General features: G+C 65.0%; 14 protein-coding genes. All 14 read right to left on the bottom strand.

What is annotated here, in order from left to right; all coding sequences use genetic code 11:
• Nucleotides 1-95 precede the first annotated feature (95 nt).
• The gene (locus U5709_RS04060) at nt 96-1,568 is read right to left on the bottom strand and encodes a nucleoside hydrolase-like domain-containing protein (protein WP_321972481.1); all 1,473 of its coding nucleotides are present in this window, start codon (nt 1,566-1,568) and stop codon (nt 96-98) included.
• Between the two features lie 59 nt (nt 1,569-1,627).
• Nucleotides 1,628-2,926 carry a prolyl oligopeptidase family serine peptidase gene (locus U5709_RS04065; protein ID WP_321972482.1) on the bottom strand — a complete coding sequence of 433 codons (1,299 nt, stop codon included), beginning with the start codon at nt 2,924-2,926 and terminating at the stop codon, nt 1,628-1,630.
• A 29-nt stretch (nt 2,927-2,955) separates the two neighbouring features.
• Nucleotides 2,956-4,251, bottom strand: a complete 1,296-nt coding sequence (locus U5709_RS04070; RefSeq protein ID WP_321972853.1) for a DUF4038 domain-containing protein — start codon at nt 4,249-4,251, stop codon at nt 2,956-2,958.
• Nucleotides 4,252-4,468: 217 nt separating this feature from the next.
• Nucleotides 4,469-5,896, bottom strand: coding sequence for a PTS transporter subunit EIIC (locus U5709_RS04075; protein ID WP_321970490.1), 1,428 nt, complete (start codon nt 5,894-5,896; stop codon nt 4,469-4,471).
• Between the two features lie 599 nt (nt 5,897-6,495).
• Nucleotides 6,496-7,392 (bottom strand): ribokinase, encoded by an 897-nt coding sequence (locus U5709_RS04080; RefSeq protein WP_321970491.1) that lies wholly within the window; start codon nt 7,390-7,392, stop codon nt 6,496-6,498.
• A 148-nt stretch (nt 7,393-7,540) separates the two neighbouring features.
• The gene (gene rbsD, locus U5709_RS04085; protein WP_321970492.1) at nt 7,541-7,942 is read right to left on the bottom strand and encodes a D-ribose pyranase; all 402 of its coding nucleotides are present in this window, start codon (nt 7,940-7,942) and stop codon (nt 7,541-7,543) included.
• A 5-nt stretch (nt 7,943-7,947) separates the two neighbouring features.
• Complete coding sequence (locus tag U5709_RS04090) at nt 7,948-9,030, bottom strand: ABC transporter permease (RefSeq protein WP_321970493.1); 1,083 nt, start codon at nt 9,028-9,030, stop codon at nt 7,948-7,950.
• 25 nt (nt 9,031-9,055) lie between these two features.
• Nucleotides 9,056-10,600, bottom strand: coding sequence for a sugar ABC transporter ATP-binding protein (locus tag U5709_RS04095; RefSeq protein WP_321970494.1), 1,545 nt, complete (start codon nt 10,598-10,600; stop codon nt 9,056-9,058).
• A 17-nt stretch (nt 10,601-10,617) separates the two neighbouring features.
• The gene (locus U5709_RS04100; RefSeq protein ID WP_321970495.1) at nt 10,618-11,253 is read right to left on the bottom strand and encodes a DUF2291 family protein; all 636 of its coding nucleotides are present in this window, start codon (nt 11,251-11,253) and stop codon (nt 10,618-10,620) included.
• A 95-nt stretch (nt 11,254-11,348) separates the two neighbouring features.
• Nucleotides 11,349-12,365: a D-ribose ABC transporter substrate-binding protein gene (locus U5709_RS04105; protein WP_321970496.1), complete on the bottom strand. Its 1,017-nt coding sequence runs from the start codon at nt 12,363-12,365 to the stop codon at nt 11,349-11,351.
• A 379-nt stretch (nt 12,366-12,744) separates the two neighbouring features.
• A complete protein-coding gene (locus U5709_RS04110; RefSeq protein WP_321972854.1) occupies nt 12,745-14,235 on the bottom strand; it encodes a glycerol kinase GlpK in 1,491 nt (496 codons plus the stop codon).
• A 3-nt stretch (nt 14,236-14,238) separates the two neighbouring features.
• On the bottom strand, nt 14,239-15,186 hold the full coding sequence (locus U5709_RS04115; RefSeq protein ID WP_321970498.1) for a transketolase family protein: 948 nt from the start codon (nt 15,184-15,186) through the stop codon (nt 14,239-14,241).
• Nucleotides 15,179-16,015 (bottom strand): transketolase, encoded by an 837-nt coding sequence (locus U5709_RS04120; protein WP_321970499.1) that lies wholly within the window; start codon nt 16,013-16,015, stop codon nt 15,179-15,181. Before U5709_RS04120 ends, U5709_RS04115 begins: the two co-directional genes overlap by 8 nt.
• Nucleotides 16,015-17,418 (bottom strand): L-fucose/L-arabinose isomerase family protein, encoded by a 1,404-nt coding sequence (locus U5709_RS04125; RefSeq protein ID WP_321970500.1) that lies wholly within the window; start codon nt 17,416-17,418, stop codon nt 16,015-16,017. Before U5709_RS04125 ends, U5709_RS04120 begins: the two co-directional genes overlap by 1 nt.
• Nucleotides 17,419-17,595 lie beyond the last annotated feature (177 nt).

A 17,595-nucleotide genomic window follows, 5' to 3' on the forward strand; every position in this document is an offset into this window, starting at 1 on the left:
AAAACGCGCGGCGCAAAACCCTCAAAAGCAGGAGGCCTTCGGTCATCGGGGCGCCGAAGACCGTCCCCGAACCGCTGCAGAAAGGGGACTGCCCCCTATCGGCAGGTCACGGCGAGCTGGGCGTAGCGGGTCATGGGGCGCTCGGCCTCGTCGCGGGCCACGAGGGTAAGCACGATGCGCTCCCCCGCCATCGCGTCGGCGGGCACGGTGAACTCAGCGTCCGCGCCGGCGGCCTCCCAGAGGACCTCGCCCGTCGCGCCGTAGCGGCGCCAGACACAGGTCACGACATCGCCGTCGGGGTCGCTCACCACGGCATGCAGCGCCACGGGCTCGCCGGGCACGGCCGCGGTATCGGGCGAGACCTCAGCGATGACGGGCGCGTGGTTACACGCGTCCGGCGCGTTCGCGCACCACTGCGCGCGGGCGGCGAAGTCTTCTTGATAAGCGCGCAGGTAGGGATTGATGTTTGTCTCCGGCGCGGTGAACGGGGCGAACTCGACCGGGGGCTTCTCGCCGTCGAGATACATCGGGCCGAGCAGCGTGTCGAAGCCGTCCTCGTCGGCGCCGCGCAGGCCGAAGGGCAGAAGCGGGATGTAGGTCATCGAATCGCCCTCGGCCATGAAGTCGCCGCGGTCGAACTGAAAGGCAGGCGCGCCGGCGAGGCCCCAGTCAAGCCGCGCGTGCCGCCCGAACTGGAAGCGATCGCATTCCCCTTCGTACACCCTGCCGTCTCCGTAGAGCGCGTAGCGTGCCATGAGCGGCCCGTTTCCGCAGACGAGGTTTGCTTGCGGCCACGGCGCGCGGAACAGCGGCAGCGTGTCGGGCTGCCCGAGCTTCGCATCCACGTATCCACCGTAAACGAAGGGCACGCGCATAAGGCGGAGCCCGCCGAAGAGCTCGCGCCCGTGGTCGGCCCAGGAGTTGTCCTGTCCCACGCCGTCCACGATGCCGGCCACGCGGACCTTACGATACACGCTCTCGCGCACGGCGTCCCACTCGGGGCCGCCGGCGTACTCGTCAGCGATTGACATGAGGGCGCGCACGATGGTATTGGCCCCGCCCCACGAAAGAAGCCACAGCTCACGAGGGTCGTCATCCAGGATCGCGGCGCGGATAACGTCGGAGCCGGGCGTGTCGGCGCGCACGTCTCCCTCGAAGGCGACGTTGCCCACGTACGTCTTGGCAAGAAGCTCGTCGGGCGACGGGAACGCGGGCTCGCCAGCCGCGGCGGCATTGGCGCAGAGGTACGGCCACGCCTCCGCGTAGTCGCCCGTCCACAGCTCCTCGAGCCAATGCACGGGCCACGGCCGATAACTCGTGAGGCTCCCCGCCTCCGGGTCGGGCTCGCTCGGCACGACCTCCCACTCGCAGGAGCGCCGGCCCTTGGTGCGCCAATGCGACGTGACCTCGCCCAGCGTATGGGCCCCGTCGCCTAGGAAATGGTACTGCGAGGAGGTGTACACGACGGCCTCGACGTCGAGCAGGTTCAGGTAAAGCGCCAGGTGAACGACGGAGTTCATGTCGTCGATCTCCATGTCGGTGGTGATGATGACGCGGTGCTTCTCCATGAGCGGCTCCTAACAAAAAAAGAGTGGACAAAGGAACTGTCCTTTTGTCCACTTTAGGACTAGACGCGGGCGCACCACTCCCACAAACCGACGGGCTCGCCGCCGACGACGACGTTCGTGCCGTCCATATCGGTGCGGCAGAAATCGTTGAACTGGTGAATCCAGACGCCGTGGTTAAAGGTGCGCAGCGGCCGGCCGTCCGGCTCGCGGTAGACGCCGGTGAGGTCCTCGACGTGATCGAAGTAGGTGCAGTGGACGTCCGCGCCGGCTGCCTTGAGCGCGGCGTAGAGCGGCAGCACCGTCTCGTCCACAGCCACGAGCTCGTCTCCCTTGGAATGCGTGAACCAGACGGGCGTCTTGGCCAAAAGCTCGACGTCCTCCTCCGTGGCGTTGTACCAGGGCGCGCAACAGGGCGCCGCGGCGGCGAAGAAGCCCGGGTAGTCGCGCACAAGGCGAAGCGTCATGAAGCCGCCGTTGGAAAGGCCGCCGACGATGATGCGGTCGGGGTCCACATGGTCGGCGTGCTCGGCCACGAACTCGTCGATCAAGGCCTTGAGCACCGGGGCGTAGATGGACTCGTTAGAGCGACCCATCTGCTCTTTGCCGTTGTCCATCCAAAACGTCGGGCTCTGGGGCACGAGCACCCACGCGGCGCCGCCGAAGTAGCCCTGGATCGGGTTTTGCGAGAGGGCCGTGACGCGGTTGCCGGTGTAGGCGCGCGCAGGGCCCTCGCCCGTCGTTTCTCCCCTGCCCTCGCCGGCGCCGTGCAGGTAGACGAGAAGCGCGGCTTTCTGCGGCACGGGCACAGGCTCGCCGAAAGGCACGGGGCGCGGCTCGAAGCTCGGCTCGAAGTAGCCGTACTCGAGTGAGATGCCATCGACCGGGGTCTTCTGCTGCGCGTTCTTCCAGCCGGCGAGCTGCGGCGTGTACTCCTCGCGCAGCCCGTCGAACACGAGGCCGCACACCGGGTCGCCGTCGCCGCAGACGGGGGCGAGCTGCGTCACGCGGATGCGATTCTCGACGTAGCGCGATCCCATGACGCCGCCCTCGACGCGCTTGGTGAGGCGTACCTCGGGGACCTCAAGGGCCACGTGGGAGCCGGCGGACGCGCGGCCGCCCTTCTCGTCGCAAGGATAAGCGGCAAGAACGGGCACGTAGCCGGCGGTGTGCACGGCGTGGTCGGCACCGCGCTCTTTGCGCATGAGCGGCTCGCCTGTGGGCTCGAAGCGCGCGCAGTAGACGTTGAAGGCATCGGCCGCGACCTCGCTCGCGCGAACCTCGCAGGGCAGGTCGACGACGATCTTCGAGATCCAGGGGCCGAAGTCGCCCAGGGTCACGACGGTTGCGTAGGTGGACATGGGGGGGTCTCCTTTGCTGAGCGCGGCGGCTACTCGGCGACGACGAGCGCGTCGTGCTCGAACGGGTGCTGGGCCACGGTAACGACGCCGTCGGCGCAGCTCACGGGCAGGTACGCCACGCGCTTATCCTCGAGGTCGAGAGCGCGGGCGGACGTCGCCGCGTCCAACTTGAGCTTGACCTTGGTCGCGCGCGGCACATAGACCACGGCCTTCTTGCCGATGCGGGCGCAGCGGATGGCGGCGCGCTCGTCGTCAAGAAGCTCCTGCGCGGGCTCGACGGCAGCCGCGGCGTCGGCAGAGCTTGCGCCAAGGTGGCCGAGCACGTGCGGAATCAGGCCGAAGTCCCACACACCCGGGAACTGCAGACACTCCTGCCAGCGGAACGGCGCGTCGAAGCCCTCGCCCAAAGCCGAGCCCGTGGAGCGCGAGGTCTGCCAGTTCCACACGCCGTGGGCGCCGTAGGTCACGCCGGCCGATGCGCCCGCGAGAATGGACGACCACACGCTCGCGCGGCAGTCCTGCGCGGTAAAGCGCCAGTAGACGTTGCGCGAGGCGCCCATCTGCTCGTAGCAGGGCTCGGAGTTGACCATGGGCTTCTTGGGATAGTTGGCGCGGAAGTCCTCGGGGAGCTGCCAGGCCTCGGTCTGGCCCTCGTAGTTGTGGCCGGGCTGGAACATGTAGAAGTCCAGGCGGTCGACGAACTGCTCGGGGATGCTGCGGTTCGCGCGGTTGATGTGCATGCAGCGCACGGCGTCGGGCGCGAGCTCGCAGATGGCGGAGAGGGTCTCCCCGTAGTACTCGATGGCCTCGTCGGAGGCGAAGTCGGTGTCGCCGGTGACCACGTAGACCGGGTCGAGGTCGCCGAGGTGCTCGACGACGCGCTCGACATGGGGGCGGATCTCTTCGCGCGGCATGACGTCGGCGCCGAGCAAGGTCGAGATGCGCGAGCCCCAGGTGCCGGGCACGTAGTTGCACCACATGAGCACGAGGGCGGGGCGGATGCCGTGCTCGACGGCCATCTGACACATGGTGCGGGCACGCTCCCAGTAGGCGGCGTTGACGCTCGACCAGTCGAAGTGGACGCCGTCCTCGCTCGCATAGGGCCAGATGCCCAGGTCGGGGGTGCAGCGGTCCCACTGCGGCAGGGTGTTGATCTGCAGCACGTTCATGCCCTGCTCGGCGCGGCGGGCCAGGTAATAGTCCCAGTCCTCAAGCGAGATGCTGGTAAAAGCGCTCCAGCAGGTATCGGCGAACCAGAACCACGGCTCGCCGTCCAGCAAGAAGCCGTCCTGACGAGCGTTGATGCTCAGCTTTCCCAGTCCCATGCGATGCTCCTTTTTATGTTTGGGGTCGCGGCGGGAGCGCCCCCCCTTTGCCTAACGATAAGCGCTTTCTTCTTGCCGGCGCGGCAAAAAGCGGCGCGGCAAAAAGCGCTTATCGACGGGCAAACGGGCCGCGAACGGCTTTGCAGCCGGCCTTGCAAAGATGCCCCGCCCGGATGGGGGAAATCCGGGCGGGGTGAACATTAGGGGCGAGGTTGGCCTACTCCTCGTCCATCGCGGCGAGCTCCTCCTTGGAATAACCGGTGAAGTAAACGACCACGGCGGAGACCACACAGGCAACGGCCATGCCGATAATCGCGCAGATAGTGTTCTGCATGCCGCCCTGGAGGTAGCCGAGGAAGACCAGGAAGTTAGTCGCCATCGCGCCGACGTACAGGGTAACGCCGAGCAGCGCGGAGACCGCCGCGCCGGCAGCGCCGCCGATGATCATGCCGAGCATGGTGCGGCGGAAGCGAAGAACGGTGCCGAAGAGAGCGGGCTCGGTCACGCCGCCGAGCAGAGCGGAGACGATGTAGCCGGCGCACATGCCCTTCTCATGCTTGTTGCGGATGCGGAAGAAGGAGCCGATAACGCAGCCCCAAACGGCCGTCATGGCGCAGTTGGTGGCGACGAAGAGGAAGGGGTCGGAGCCGACCTGGAGAATCTGCACCTGAGCAAGCATGATCACGGGCATGTGCATGCCGGCGACGACGAAGAGCTGCCAGAAGGCGCCGAGAACCATCATGGCCAGGATGGTGAAGACGCCGCCGAGGTTCTGCAGGCCGAAGAGGACGGCAGCGATACCCTGGCCAAGCAGGTTGCCGAGGGGGGCGAGCACGATAAACATGATGGGCACAACGACAATCATGGTGAAGAACGGGGAGAACAGGGTGCTCAGAACGTCCGGCACGTGCTTCTTCATGAACTTCTCGACCACATAGAGGACCGGGATGGTCAGCATGACAGGCAGAACGGTCTGGGAATAGTCAGCCGCGGCGATCTGGAAGCCGTAGACGCTGATGTTGGCACCCTCACCCGCAGCAGAGACGACGGACGGCGCAATGAGAATGGCGCCAGTGAGCAAACCGAGCATCGGGCTAGCGCCCATCTTCTTTGCGCAGGCGTAGCCAAGGAAGATCGGGAGGAAGTAGAAACCGGCCTCATACAGCGTGGTGTTGAAGAAGGTGTAGGTCGGATCCGTGTCGGAGAGGACGCCGAAGACCTGCGGGCCAAGCACAACGGCGAACGTGCGGAAGAGGCCGGCGGCCATGACCAGCGGAATGAGCTGGGTCATGGAGCCGGACAGGTAGTCGAGGATCGCGTTGAAGACGCCCTTGGGGGTGAGCTTCTCCTTCGGGGCGTCGTCGAGGTTCTCGTCGACGGCAGCGCCCTGCTTGACGCCGGAGATGGCGACGAACTCGGCGAGGACCTTCGGCACGTTCTGGCCGATGATGACCTGCAGCTGAGAGCCGGAGAACTGAGCGCCGAGGACACCCTTGACCTTCTTGAGGCCCTCGAGGTCGGCCTTGGAGTTGTCCTTGAGCGTGAGGCGCAGGCGCGTCATGCAGTTCGTGGCGATGGTGACGTTCTCGGCACCACCCACGAGCGGCAGGACGTCGGCGGCAATCTGGTGGTTGTCTACGGCCATATATATCCCTCTTTCCTTTCCTTGCGGCCAGGCGCGACCCTGACCCTAAGCGGACGCGCCCCGGGATTCCCCCTACCGGCGACGCGCAATTTCTGATGTAAATAATGCGTTCGCGACAGGTTAGTTGAAGGTCAGGCGGAGATTTACTAAATGCTTTAGCAATTTTATTAACGGATTTAATTGTAACTTTGACGTTAGCTGCGACTCTATTTCTAAATTCTTTAATTGCAAAGCTACGGGGTCGGCTGCAGTTTGGGGACAGACACCTTTACGCACACGCGTCGCGGTTGCAAGCCGGTTGCCGAATCAATGGGCCAATTTGCTCAAGCCGAGGTTCGCGTGCGCAAAGGTGTCTGTCCCCAAACTGCAGCTGGACCACCGGGCGTCCAATTTACAGGCGACCGCTCCTCGATTTGAGGGTTTTGCGCCCTCCGTTTTGGGCGCGCAACGCAAAACCCTCAAATCGAGGATACTTTCTTCCGCGAAAAAAGGGTTTTGCGCCCTGGCACCAAAACCAGGGACGCAAAACCCTTAAATACAGGAGAAGAACGGCTCAGTTGCGCCGGGCGTGGCGCGATCCGGCGATGAAAACGAGGGCCCTAGGCGCCGAGGGCGGCGCGGACCTCGTCCAGAGCCGGGATGCTCGGGGCCGCGCCCGCGCGCGAGACGGCGATGGAGCTCGCCTGCGCCGCGCAGAGCATGGCCTGCGCGACGTCCTCGGAGCGCAGGTACTCCGCCAAGAAGAACCCAGAGAACGTGTCGCCCGCGGCCGTCGTGTCCACGGCCGTCGTCGGGATGATAGGCTGCTCGAAGCGCTCGCCCCCGAACTGCGCGACTGCACCGTCTGAGCCGAGGGTAAGGACCACGTTCGAACCCGGGTAGCGCTCGGCGAACGCGTCGAGGATCTGCGCGGGGTCGCTCTTGCCCGTGATCTGCTCGCCCTCGATCTCGTTCACGAAGAAGAGCCACACGCGCGAAAGGTCGCACTCGTCGATGCGGGCATCGAAGGGGCTGGGGTTCAGCACCACGCGCATGCCGCGCGCCGCCGCCGACTCGATGATCTGCGGCAGCATGTTGACCTCGTTCTGCAGCACGATGAGGTCACCTTCGCCGTAACCCTCCAGCGCCTCGTCGATATAGGCCTGCGTGACGCCGCGGTTCGTGCCGCCGAAGAGGATGATCGAGTTCTGGCCGTGCTTATCGACCTGGATGATGGTGTGGCCGCTGCGTCCCTCGTCCACGTGCACGCGCGAGACGTCGACGCCTGACTCGCGGCAGATGTCGAGAAGCGCCTGCCCGTCCGCGCCCACGATGCCCGCGTGCGCGACGTCCGCGCCGCCGCGGGCCAGTGCGATGGACTGGTTGAGGCCCTTGCCGCCGCAATGCGTGGCCACCTCGCCGGCGTCGATGGTCTCCCCGCCGAGCACGATGTGGTCGACCTGGTAAACGAAGTCGAGGTTGAGCGAGCCAAAGCTCAGAACTTTTGCCTGTGCCATACAAACCCCCTGACGAGTGGACAAAGGGACTGTCCCTTTGTCCATTATTTGCAGAAGAGGGCCGAGAGCCGTACAGGTAGGCTCTCGGCCCAAGAGGGTCGCCGTAAGGGAAGGGAGGAGGAACCGGCGGCCCCCAGGGAACTTCGATTTATGCCGGGAACGCGACGCCGGCGCGCAGGATCACGTTCGGGTACGGCGTGAACTCGCCGGTGCGGATGGCGAACCTGCAGGAAGCGGACATCTTCTTGAGCTCATCGTGGGGCAGCTCATCCATGGTCGCGCCCGAGAAGGTCTCGGCGAGATACGCCTCGAGCTCGGGGTTCTTCTCGTGGATCTCGGTGGCCACGGTGTAGTGCTCGACCACGGTGTCGGCCGCCACGGCATCGACGACCTGCTTGAAAGTCGGTACGCCGCCGACGAGGACCAAGTCCACGACCTCGACGCCTGCCGGGATGGGCATGCCCGCATCGCCGATCATGAAGGTGTCCTTGTGCCCGAGCGCGGCGATGAGGCGCGAGAGCTGGGCGTTGAGGATTCCGGAGCGCTTCATAGCCGTTACTCCTTAGCCTTCTCGGCGGGCGCGTCACCGGTCTTTTCCGGGACCGCAGGGGCCTTGGCCTGCAGGGCGATCTTGGCCTGGAGGCGACGCTGGGCGACGTCGATGACGACGGCCAGGACGACGACCACGCCGCGGATGACCATCTGCCAGAACTCGGAGACGCCGCACATGACCATGCCGTCGTTGATGACGCCGATGATGAAGGCGCCGAGGACCGTGCCGGAGATGGTGCCGATGCCGCCGGACATCGAGGTGCCGCCGAGGACGGTAGCCGCGATGGCGTTCATCTCCCAAGACTCGCCGGTGGCCGGGTGGGCGGCCATGAGCTGCGAGGTGGTGATCACGCCGACGATGGCGGCGCAGGCGCCGGAGATGATGTAGACGATGATGGTGTCCTTATCGACCTTGACGCCGGAGAACTTGGCCGCCTTGGGGTTGCCGCCGATGGCCAGGGTGTGCCAGCCGAAGGAGGTCTTGGACAGGACGAAGCCGGCGATAACGGCGATGACGATGAAGATGATCAGGCCGTTGGGGACGCCGAAGGTGGTGGAGCCGAAGAACTCGAAGCCGGTGTTGCCGAGGGCCTCATTGCCCGCAAGGCTCGAATAGGTGGCGCCGTTGGAGCGCAGGTTGGCGAAGCCGCGCAGCACGTACATGGTGCCGAGCGTGGTGATGAAGGCGGGCACCTTGAGCTTGGTGATGATCAGACCGTTGACGGCGCCGATCAGCGCGCCCAGGACAAGCGCGATGACGAAGATGGCGGGCACGCTGAAGTAGAGCGTCACGCCGAGGGGCTCGATGGTGAGGCCCTCCTGGAGCAGGCCGCCGACGATCATACCGGCGAATCCGACCACGGCGCCGACAGAAAGGTCGATGCCGCTCGTAATGATGACGTAGGTCATGCCCACGGCGAGGATGCCGTAGAGGGCGACGTGCTTGCCGATGAGCAGCATCGTGGCGACCGACAGGAAGTTGGGGGCCGCGATGCTGAAGAAGATGAACAGGGCCAGCAGCACGATGAGGGTGCGCCCCTTGAGCAGGAGCATGACAAGATCGTTGTTGGACTTCTTCTCGCCCATGCTGGATTCTCCTTTCTTTGGGGGCCTACGCGTCGGCGTGGTGACCCTTGTAGGATGCGAGTACGAGGTCGTCGTCGGAAACCTTGCGGCTGTCGAACTCGGCGGTGAGCTTGCCGTTCGAAAGGACGAGGACGCGGTTGGTCACGGAGATGATCTCCTCGAGCTCGGAGGACACGAGGATGATGGCCAGGCCCTCGGAGGCATACTGGTGAATGATCTCGAAGACCTCGGTCTTGGCGCTGATGTCGATGCCGCGGGACGGCTCGTCGAGCAGCAGCACCTTCGGGTTCGTGAGGATGCACTTGCCGATAACGACCTTCTGCTGGTTGCCGCCAGAAAGCGAGAGGATCGGGAGCTTCTTGTCGGCGACCTTGATGTGGATGTCGTCGATCTGGGAGCGCGCGGCGAAGTCGAGCTTCTTCTGGTTGATCATCGGCCCCTGGGTGTAGTGCTTGAGGTTGGAGATCACGAGGTTGCGCTCGATGTCCATGGTCTGGATGAGACCCTCGCCCTGACGGTCCTCGGGCACGATCGCGAAGCCGCGGTCGATCTGGTCGGCGATGCTCTTGGGCTGGATCTTCTCGCCGTAGAGCTCGATCTCGCCTGAAGACTCAGGATGCAGGCCCATCAGGCACTCGAGCATCTCGGTGCGGCCGGCGCCGAGCAGGCCGTAGACGCCCAGGACCTCGCCGGCCTTGAGCTCGAAGCTCACGTGGTCGACCAGGTAGCCGCCGCCGGCCTTGGGCAGGCACAGGTCGCTGACCTTGAGGACGGTCTCCTGCTTGGACCAGTCGACGTTGTTCTCGAAGACGGGGTACTTCTTGTCCTCGCCGACCATCTGCTCGACGATCCAGCTGACGTCGACGTCCTTGACGTCGGCGTCCGAGATGAAGCGGCCGTCGCGGAAGATGGTGACGTGGTCGCCGATCTCCATAATCTCCTCGAGTCGGTGGGAGATGTAGACGATGGAGACGCCCTGGTCGGTGAGCTCGTGGATTAACTTGAAGAGCAGGTTGACCTCGTTCTTGTCGAGCGAGGAGGTCGGCTCGTCCATGATGAGGAGCTTGAGGTTGTCGGCCTGGACCAGGTTACGGGCGATCTCGATGATCTGCTGCTGGCCGATGCGCAGGTCGCCGACGAGGGTGGAGGGGTCGATGGGGTTCTCGAGGCGCGCGAGGACCTGCTTGGTGCGCTCGATGTGCTCCTTGTTGTCGACCACGCCGCCCTTGAGCTGCTCGCGACCCATGAACATGTTCTGATAGACCGTGAGGTTTGGGAAGAGGTTGAGCTCTTGGAAGATGATGCAGACGCCCTCGGCGCGGGCGGCGTCGATGTCCTTGAAGCTGACCTCGCGCCCCTCCATGTAGATCTTGCCGTTCGAGGGCTGCTCGACGCCGGCGAGGATCTTCATGAGGGTGGACTTGCCGGCGCCGTTCTCGCCGATAAGAACGTTGACCTTGCCGCGCAGGACGTCGAAGGACACGTCGTCGAGGGCCTTGGTGCCGGGGTAAATCTTGTCGATGTGGTCTGCGTGGATGAGTACGGAGTCATCCATCTGGAAATCTGCCATACAAAAATCGACCTCCCCTACGAGAGCTCGAGCTGAACCGGCGTGATGGTGAGGGTATCGCCGGTAAAGGTGCCGCAGAAAGTGACCTTCTTGCCGGCGGCCGAGGCAGTGTCGACCTTGCCGACGACGTCGGAGGCGACCTTCGCGTTGAGGGCGGTCTTCAGCTCGCCCCACTCGACCTGGTTGGTGAAGTCCTGGGCGCTGACGTTGTTGAGCGCGTCGCGGATGGTCGAGCCCTTGTAGATGGGGCCGACCTGGATGGTGACCTGGGCGTCGGCGTAGTCGTCGAGCGTCACGACGAGCGCGCCGTTGTTGCCCTCCTCGACAGAGGCGACGGTGCCCGTGCCCTTGACGGCGAAGCATTTCTTGGAGCTGCCGACGGCGTACTTGTCGGCAACGGAGGACGGCTTGCCGCCGGACTCGGAAAGAAGGGTAGCCAGATCGGTGGCCTCGCCCGAAATCTCCTCGACGACGCCGGACCACTTCTCCTCGACGTAGGCAGTTGCGTCGAAGGTGGTCTGGCCGGTGAGAGCCGCCTCATCGCCGATCTTGACGACGGTGACGCAGCCGGCCATACCGAGGGCGGAGACGCCGAGAATCGCGGCGAGCGACCCTGCGGCGACGGTGCGGGCGAGCTTGTTGCTCTTAACCATGTGTATCTCCTCTCTATGGTGATAAGAAGGGCCGCCGCAAGTCGCCTTGGACGGCCCTAACAGTCAAGCTAAGCCGCGGATAACGGCACGAAGAGCTACTCGGTGAAGGTGAAGTTGCTCATCTTGTCGACGTTGGCGGAGGTGACGATGGCGCAGTCGATGAGCTGCTTCTCGTCCTGGCCGGTCTTGCCGTTCTTGAGGTAGGCGTCGAGCTGCTCGGCGGCGGTCTGGGCAATCACGAAGAAGGGCTGCATGGCGGTGCCGACCATCTTGCCGGCCTTGATCTGCGCGGCAGCCTCGTCGGAGCCGTCGACGCCGATGATCTTGATGTCCTTACCCTCGCAAGCGGCGATGGCACCCATGGCCATGGTGTCGTTGCCGCAGATGATGCCCTTGAGGTTCGGGTTGGACTGAAGGATGGTCTCGGTCTTCTCGAAGGCCTCGGTCTGCTCCCAGTTAGCGACCTGGGTGTCGACGAGCTTGAGGTCGCTGTACTGGTCGATGACGGAGTGGAAAGCGTCGGAGCGGACGCCGGCGTTGGTGTCGGACTCCTTGCCCTTCAGCTCAGCGTACTCGCCGGCCTCGCCCATGGCGGTGACCCACTCCTGGGCGATGCCCTCGGCGCCCTGGTAGTTGTTGGCGACGATCTGGGCGATGGCGATGCCGGTCTCGTTGATCTCGCGGTCGATGAGGACAGTCGGGATGTTGGCCTCGTAGGCCTTCTTGACCGGGGTAACGGTGGCATCGGCGCCCGCATTGTCGCAGATGATGCCGGCGGCCTTGTCGGCGATGGCGTTGTCGAAGAGCTCAGACTGCTTGTTCACGTCGTCGTCGTGGGAGACGCACTTGACCTCGTAGCCGAGCTCCTTGACCTTGGCGGCAGCGGCGTCAGCCTCGCACTTGAAGGCGGGGTTGGAGACGGACGGGGTGATGACATAGACGAGGTTGGAGCCGCCGCCGGTGAGGACCTTGGCCTCAGTGCTGGAGCTGGAGTCGCTGGAGCTCGAGGAGCTGCTCGAGGAGCTGGAAGCGGAGTTGCAGCCCGCGAGGACGGCGACGGAGGCGACGGTGCCGGCCATGCCGATGAATGAGCGGCGAGAAATGCTTGACATACTGGGATCCTTTCCCCTATTTGCTGCGAAACTTTGCACAGCAATCCCCAACTTCCGCGTGCCTCTTCCTTGCACGATCGGAAGTACCTTCTAAATAAAAAACTTTCGGAAAAACCCTCATTGCGCCGGCCTCTCACCGACGCGCCTTTTCTGTTGACGATTAATCTACACGCAACACGCACGCAGTGCTTTGCTCGATGGATTTAGTAGCGCGTTTAGTAGTGTTTTAGATGTTTAACTACCGTTCACCGACTGTTCAGCGACATATAAAGCCGCAGGTTAGGGGTAACTAAGCTTTTCGGCATGCAAAAACCCGCGCAGACGTGGCGTGTCTGCGCGGGTTTACTAAATTTTGCGGATAAACCGCTTGGCAAGCGCTTTAGCGCGTAGTCGCCTGCTTGAGGGCGAGGTGCCAGCCGTCGCGCTTGGCGGCGACGTCCGCCTTGCTCATCTGAGGCTTAAATGCGCGGCGCTTGACCTTCTCATAGATAACATTATGATCGAACAGGCCCGCCGAACGGCCGGCCACGAAGCCTGCGCCCGCCGCCGAGAGCTCGTTTAGGCTGGAGACCACCACGTCGGCGGCGGCCATGTCGGCCTGGAACTGCATGAGGTAGCCGTTGGCGGTGACGCCGCCGTCGGCGCGCAGCTCCCCCACCTCAAGGCCCGTATCGGCGCGCAGGGCGTCGAGGACGTCCGCGATCTGGTACGGGATGGACTCGGCGCAGGCCTTGACCATCTCGGCGCGTCCCGTGGTGCGCGTGACGCCGGTAAGAAGGCCCGTGGCCTCGGTGTCCCACCAAGGGGCGCCAAGGCCCGTGAAGGCGGGCACGAAGTAGGCGCGGTCGGCGGGGTTGGCGCCGGCAATGATGCCCTCGACCTCGGCCGGGCTCTCGATGAGGCCCATCTGGTCCTTGAGCCAGGTGATGGTCGCGCCAGTGTAGTTGAGGTTGCCCTCGAGCACGTAGGAGCGCTCGCCGCCGAAGTCCCAGGCGATGCTGGAGACAAGGCCGCTCTGGGACTGCTTGAGCTCGGAGCCCGTCTGCATCATGACCGAGGAACCGGTGCCGTAGGTGGCTTTGGTGTCGCCGGGGTTCAGGCAGTTCTGGGCGGCGAGGGCCGCCTGCGAGTCGCCGAGGACTCCGCAGATGGGCACGGGCTCGGCGAAGAGCCCGCCCATCGTGGTGTGGCCGAAGACGGAGTCCGAGGGCTTGACCTCGGCGAGCGCCTCCATCGGCACGACGAACGCGTCGCAGAGCTCGGGGCTCCAAGCGCCGGTGCGGATATCGAGCAGCTGCGTGCGGCAGGCGTTTGACGGCTCGGTGGCGAAGGCGTGCTCCTCGGAGAGCTTGAACACGAGCCACGAGTCGATGGTGCCGAGGGCGAGCGTGCCCCCCTCGGCCGCCGCGGAGACGGCGTCCACGTTGCGAAGCAGCCACGCGAGCTTGGCCGCCGAGAAGTACGGCGACAGCGCCATGCCGGAAAGCTCGGCCACGCGATCGGCCACGCCCTCGCGGGCGGACATCTCGTCGCAGATGCCCTTCGCGCGGCCGCACTGCCACACGATGGCGCGGGCCAACGGCTCGCGGCGCTCGCGGTCCCAAGCAAGGCAGGTCTCGCGCTGGTTGGAGATGCCCACCGCGCGGACCTCCCCCGCCTCGACGCCGGCCTTCTTGCAGACGTCGCGGGAGCAGGCGAGCACGTTCGTCATGATTTCCTCGGCGTCGTGCTCGACCCAGCCGGCCTCGTTCACGTGCTGCTCGTGCGGGCGCGAGGCCTTCTCCACGAAGTTGCCCTCGGCGTCGAAGAGCAGCGCCTTGGTCCCCTGCGTGGACTGGTCGATGGCGAGGATAAGGGAACGGCCGGCCATGGCTTAGGCCTTGGTCTTCTCGAAGAAGCCGCGGGCCGTGTCGGCGATGCCGCGGGCGTCGAGGCTGTAGTGGGCAAAGACCTCCGGCGAGGTGCCGGTGATCACAGGGGCGTCGGGCAGCGAGAGGCACTTGACCGGGCGCGGGCAGTTCTCGCCGACGACCTGCGCGACCATGGAGCCGAGGCCGCCGAAGGGCGAGTGCTCCTCGACGGTGAGGACGACCTTGGCACCTTGCGCGGCGTTGACCACGGCCAGGGTGTCGAGGGGCTTCACGCAGTACATGTCGAGCACGGTGGTCGAGATGCCCTGCTGCTCGAGGAGGGCGGCCGCGTCGTAAGCGGGCTTGACCATCTCGCCGCAAGCGATGAGGGCCACGTCGGTGCCCTTGCAAAGGACGGTGGCCTTGTCCATCTCGAACGGGCAGTTGTTCTCGTCGTAGACGTCCTCGACGGGGTTGCGGCCCACGCGGACGTAGGCGGGCTTCTCGTCCTCCAGCAGCGCCTCGATGAGCTTGGCGGTCTGGAAGCGGTCGCTCGGCAGGTAGACGCGCATGTTGGGGATGGAGGCCATGGCGGCGATGTCCTGCGCGGAGTGGTGGCTCATGCCCAGGGCGCCGTAAGAGACGCCGCCCGAGATGCCGATGAGGGTGACGTTGGTGTTGGAGTAGGCGCAGTCGACCTTGGCCTGCTCGTAGGAGCGGGTCGAGACGAAGGACGCCGGGCTCGCGGCGAAGGCCTTCTTGCCGCAGGAGGCGAGGCCGGCCGCGATGGAGACGAGGTCCTGCTCGGCGATGCCGACCTCGACGGACTGCTCGGGGAACTGCTCGAAGAAGGGAGCGAGCGAGGCCGAGCCGCGCGAGTCGGAGCACAAAACGACGATGTCCTTGTCGGTGGCCGCGTGCTCGAGCAGCACGTCGCAGATGGCCTTGCGGTTGGCGATCTTGTTAGGCATTGAGGGCCCCCTCTCGGGCGGTGAAGTCGGCGATGATCTGCTTGTACTCCTCGTCGTTGGGGAGGTGGTGGTGCCAAGAGGCCTTGTTCTCCATGACAGGGGAGCCGTAGCCCTTAGTGGTGTTGGCGATGATCACCGTCGGCTTGCCCTTGGTCTGGGCGGCCAGGGTAAAGGCGGAGTCGAGCGCGGCGAGGTCGTTGCCGGGGATGGAGAGCACGTTCCAGCCGAAGGCGGCCCAGCGCTCCTCTTGGGAGTCCTGCTTCATGACCTCCTCGGTGGTGCCGGAGATCTGCAGGCGGTTGCGGTCAACGAGGGCGCAGAGGTTGTCGAGCTGGTAGTTGCCGCCGGACATGGCGCCCTCCCAGACGGAGCCCTCGGCGAGCTCGCCGTCGCCCATGAAGACGTAGCTGCGGTAGTCGCGGCCGTCCATCTTGGCGGCAAGCGCCATGCCCACGGCGACGGGCAGGCCGTGGCCAAGGGAGCCGGAGTTCATCTCGATGCCCGGGAGCTTGTTGTTCGGGTGACCGATGTAGGGGCTGCCGAACTTGGAGAAGCGCGCCTTGACATCGGCGAGGTCGAGGTAGCCCCCCTCGCACAGGACCGCGTAGTAGGCCTCCATGGCGTGGCCCTTGGACAGCACGAAGCGGTCGCGGTCGGGGTCGTCGACGGTCGCGGGGGTGATGTTCAGGTGGTTCTTGTAGAGCACCATGAGGGCATCGATGACGGACATGTCGCCGCCGATGTGGCCGCCGGCGCCGGCCATGATGATGTCGACGCAGTCGCGGCGCAAGCGCCAGCGAAGATGCTCGAGCTCCTGGATACTAGCCATTAGTTCTCTCCTCTCAGGTAGGCCTTGACGTCCTCCTCGATGGGGTCGTAAAGGTCGGGCTTGACGCCGATGTACTTGCAGGCCTCGTAGAGGACCGGCACGACGTCGGCGTGGATGGCGACGCAGTGGTGGATGTAGGGGCCCTCGACGATCTTGGCCTCGAGGCGCTTGAGGTTCTCGACCTCGACCCACAGGTAGGTGCCCATGCCGGCCGGGCCGTCGATGCCCTTCGCGTTGCCGAGGAGCAGCGAGTACTCGCCGTTGTCGCCGTCGAAGCGGGCCAGGGTGAGGTCGCCGTGCTTGGCCTCGGCGGTCAGCGCGCCGGGGTGGTCGAAGGCCAGCGGGTAGGTGAGCTTGGGCTTGCAGCAGGCGACCGAGCAGGGCCACGGGCCGCAGTGCTGGAGCAGCTCGCCGTTCTCGTTGTCCGGGTGGCGGACGGTCCAGTCGGCGAACATGCCGCGGTGACGGCCGAGGTCGGCGGCCTCGACCATAAGGGCGGTGATGGCGCCGTGGATGTCGGTCTCGCAGACCACGGGGATGCCCATCTCGTTAAGGATGGCGTTGGCGGCGCAGGGCATGATGCCGAGCTCGTCTTGCAGCGCGTTCCAGCACTGGATAGCGCCGGCGTTGCAGCCATACTTGTCGATGAGGTTCTTCATGGCAATGGCCAGGCCCGCGACCTCGGGGACCTTGTCCTCGGGGATGCAGATTTCGAAGGACTCGTTGATGTGGGCGAGCATCTTGTCCATGGCGTCCTTATCGGCCTGGGCGGCGCGGACGGCCTGGACGAGCTCGGTCATCGGGATGGGCGAAAGCTGGATGTTGAACTTCTCGAGCAGCTCGCCCTCGTTGCACATGGTGGACCAGAAGTCGAAGGGACGGGTGGCCATCTGCAGGATGCGGGTGTGCTTGAAGGTCTTGACGACGTTGCACACGGCCAGGAAGTCCCAGACGCCGCGCTCGAACTCGGGGTCGGTCAGGCGGCAGTTGGTCATGTAGGTGAAGGGCACCTGGAAGCGGCGCAGGACCTTGCCAGTGGCAAAGAGGCCGCACTGCGAGTCGCGCAGGCGGGAGCCGTCGGGCGCAGGGCGCTCGTCGCGCGGGCCCCAGAGCAGGACGGGCAGGCCCATCTCCTTGGCGAGGCGAGCGCAGAGGTACTCGGTGCCGAAGTTCGCGTGGCAGAGCATGATGCCGTCGACGCCGGCCTCGCGGAACTTCTTGACGATGGGTTCGATGTGGGAGTCGTCGAAGAGCAGGCCCTCGTCGTTGATGTCGTCAATGTCGACGAAGTCCACGCCCAGCTCACGCAGGCGATCGGCCGTGAGGCCGCGGTACTTGATGGCGTCCGGGGCGCTGAAGATGCTTCGGCGCGTCGGCACGTACCCGAGCTTGATGTTATCCATTAGAACCCCTCTCTCTTGTTTTATGCCGCCGGCCGATGTGGCCAACTAAACCGGTTAGCTGGTCCTCTTGCCGGCGACACCCTCTGGCAAATAGCGCTTTACCTGCTAATTCCGCATGATAGAGCCAAAGATACCGCTCGACGGGCTGAGGGTGGATTACTAAATCTTTAGTACTAA

It is taken from the genome of Paratractidigestivibacter sp., assembly GCF_963660155.1.
In the GTDB taxonomy this organism is placed as follows: domain Bacteria; phylum Actinomycetota; class Coriobacteriia; order Coriobacteriales; family Atopobiaceae; genus Paratractidigestivibacter.

Bases quoted from the DNA above. Each gene is read 5' to 3' on its own strand.
- U5709_RS04095 (WP_321970494.1), bottom strand. From the start codon at position 10,600: ATGGCAGATTTCCAGATGGATGACTCCGTACTCATCCACGCAGACCAC.
- U5709_RS04090 (WP_321970493.1), bottom strand. From the start codon at position 9,030: ATGGGCGAGAAGAAGTCCAACAACGATCTTGTCATGCTCCTGCTCAAG.
- U5709_RS04120 (WP_321970499.1), bottom strand. From the start codon at position 16,015: ATGGCTAGTATCCAGGAGCTCGAGCATCTTCGCTGGCGCTTGCGCCGC.
- U5709_RS04075 (WP_321970490.1), bottom strand. From the start codon at position 5,896: ATGGCCGTAGACAACCACCAGATTGCCGCCGACGTCCTGCCGCTCGTG.
- U5709_RS04060 (WP_321972481.1), bottom strand. From the start codon at position 1,568: ATGGAGAAGCACCGCGTCATCATCACCACCGACATGGAGATCGACGAC.
- U5709_RS04105 (WP_321970496.1), bottom strand. From the start codon at position 12,365: ATGTCAAGCATTTCTCGCCGCTCATTCATCGGCATGGCCGGCACCGTC.
- rbsD (WP_321970492.1), bottom strand. From the start codon at position 7,942: ATGAAGCGCTCCGGAATCCTCAACGCCCAGCTCTCGCGCCTCATCGCC.
- U5709_RS04100 (WP_321970495.1), bottom strand. From the start codon at position 11,253: ATGGTTAAGAGCAACAAGCTCGCCCGCACCGTCGCCGCAGGGTCGCTC.
- U5709_RS04065 (WP_321972482.1), bottom strand. From the start codon at position 2,926: ATGTCCACCTACGCAACCGTCGTGACCCTGGGCGACTTCGGCCCCTGG.
- U5709_RS04110 (WP_321972854.1), bottom strand. From the start codon at position 14,235: ATGGCCGGCCGTTCCCTTATCCTCGCCATCGACCAGTCCACGCAGGGG.
- U5709_RS04125 (WP_321970500.1), bottom strand. From the start codon at position 17,418: ATGGATAACATCAAGCTCGGGTACGTGCCGACGCGCCGAAGCATCTTC.
- U5709_RS04115 (WP_321970498.1), bottom strand. From the start codon at position 15,186: ATGCCTAACAAGATCGCCAACCGCAAGGCCATCTGCGACGTGCTGCTC.
- U5709_RS04070 (WP_321972853.1), bottom strand. From the start codon at position 4,251: ATGGGACTGGGAAAGCTGAGCATCAACGCTCGTCAGGACGGCTTCTTG.
- U5709_RS04080 (WP_321970491.1), bottom strand. From the start codon at position 7,392: ATGGCACAGGCAAAAGTTCTGAGCTTTGGCTCGCTCAACCTCGACTTC.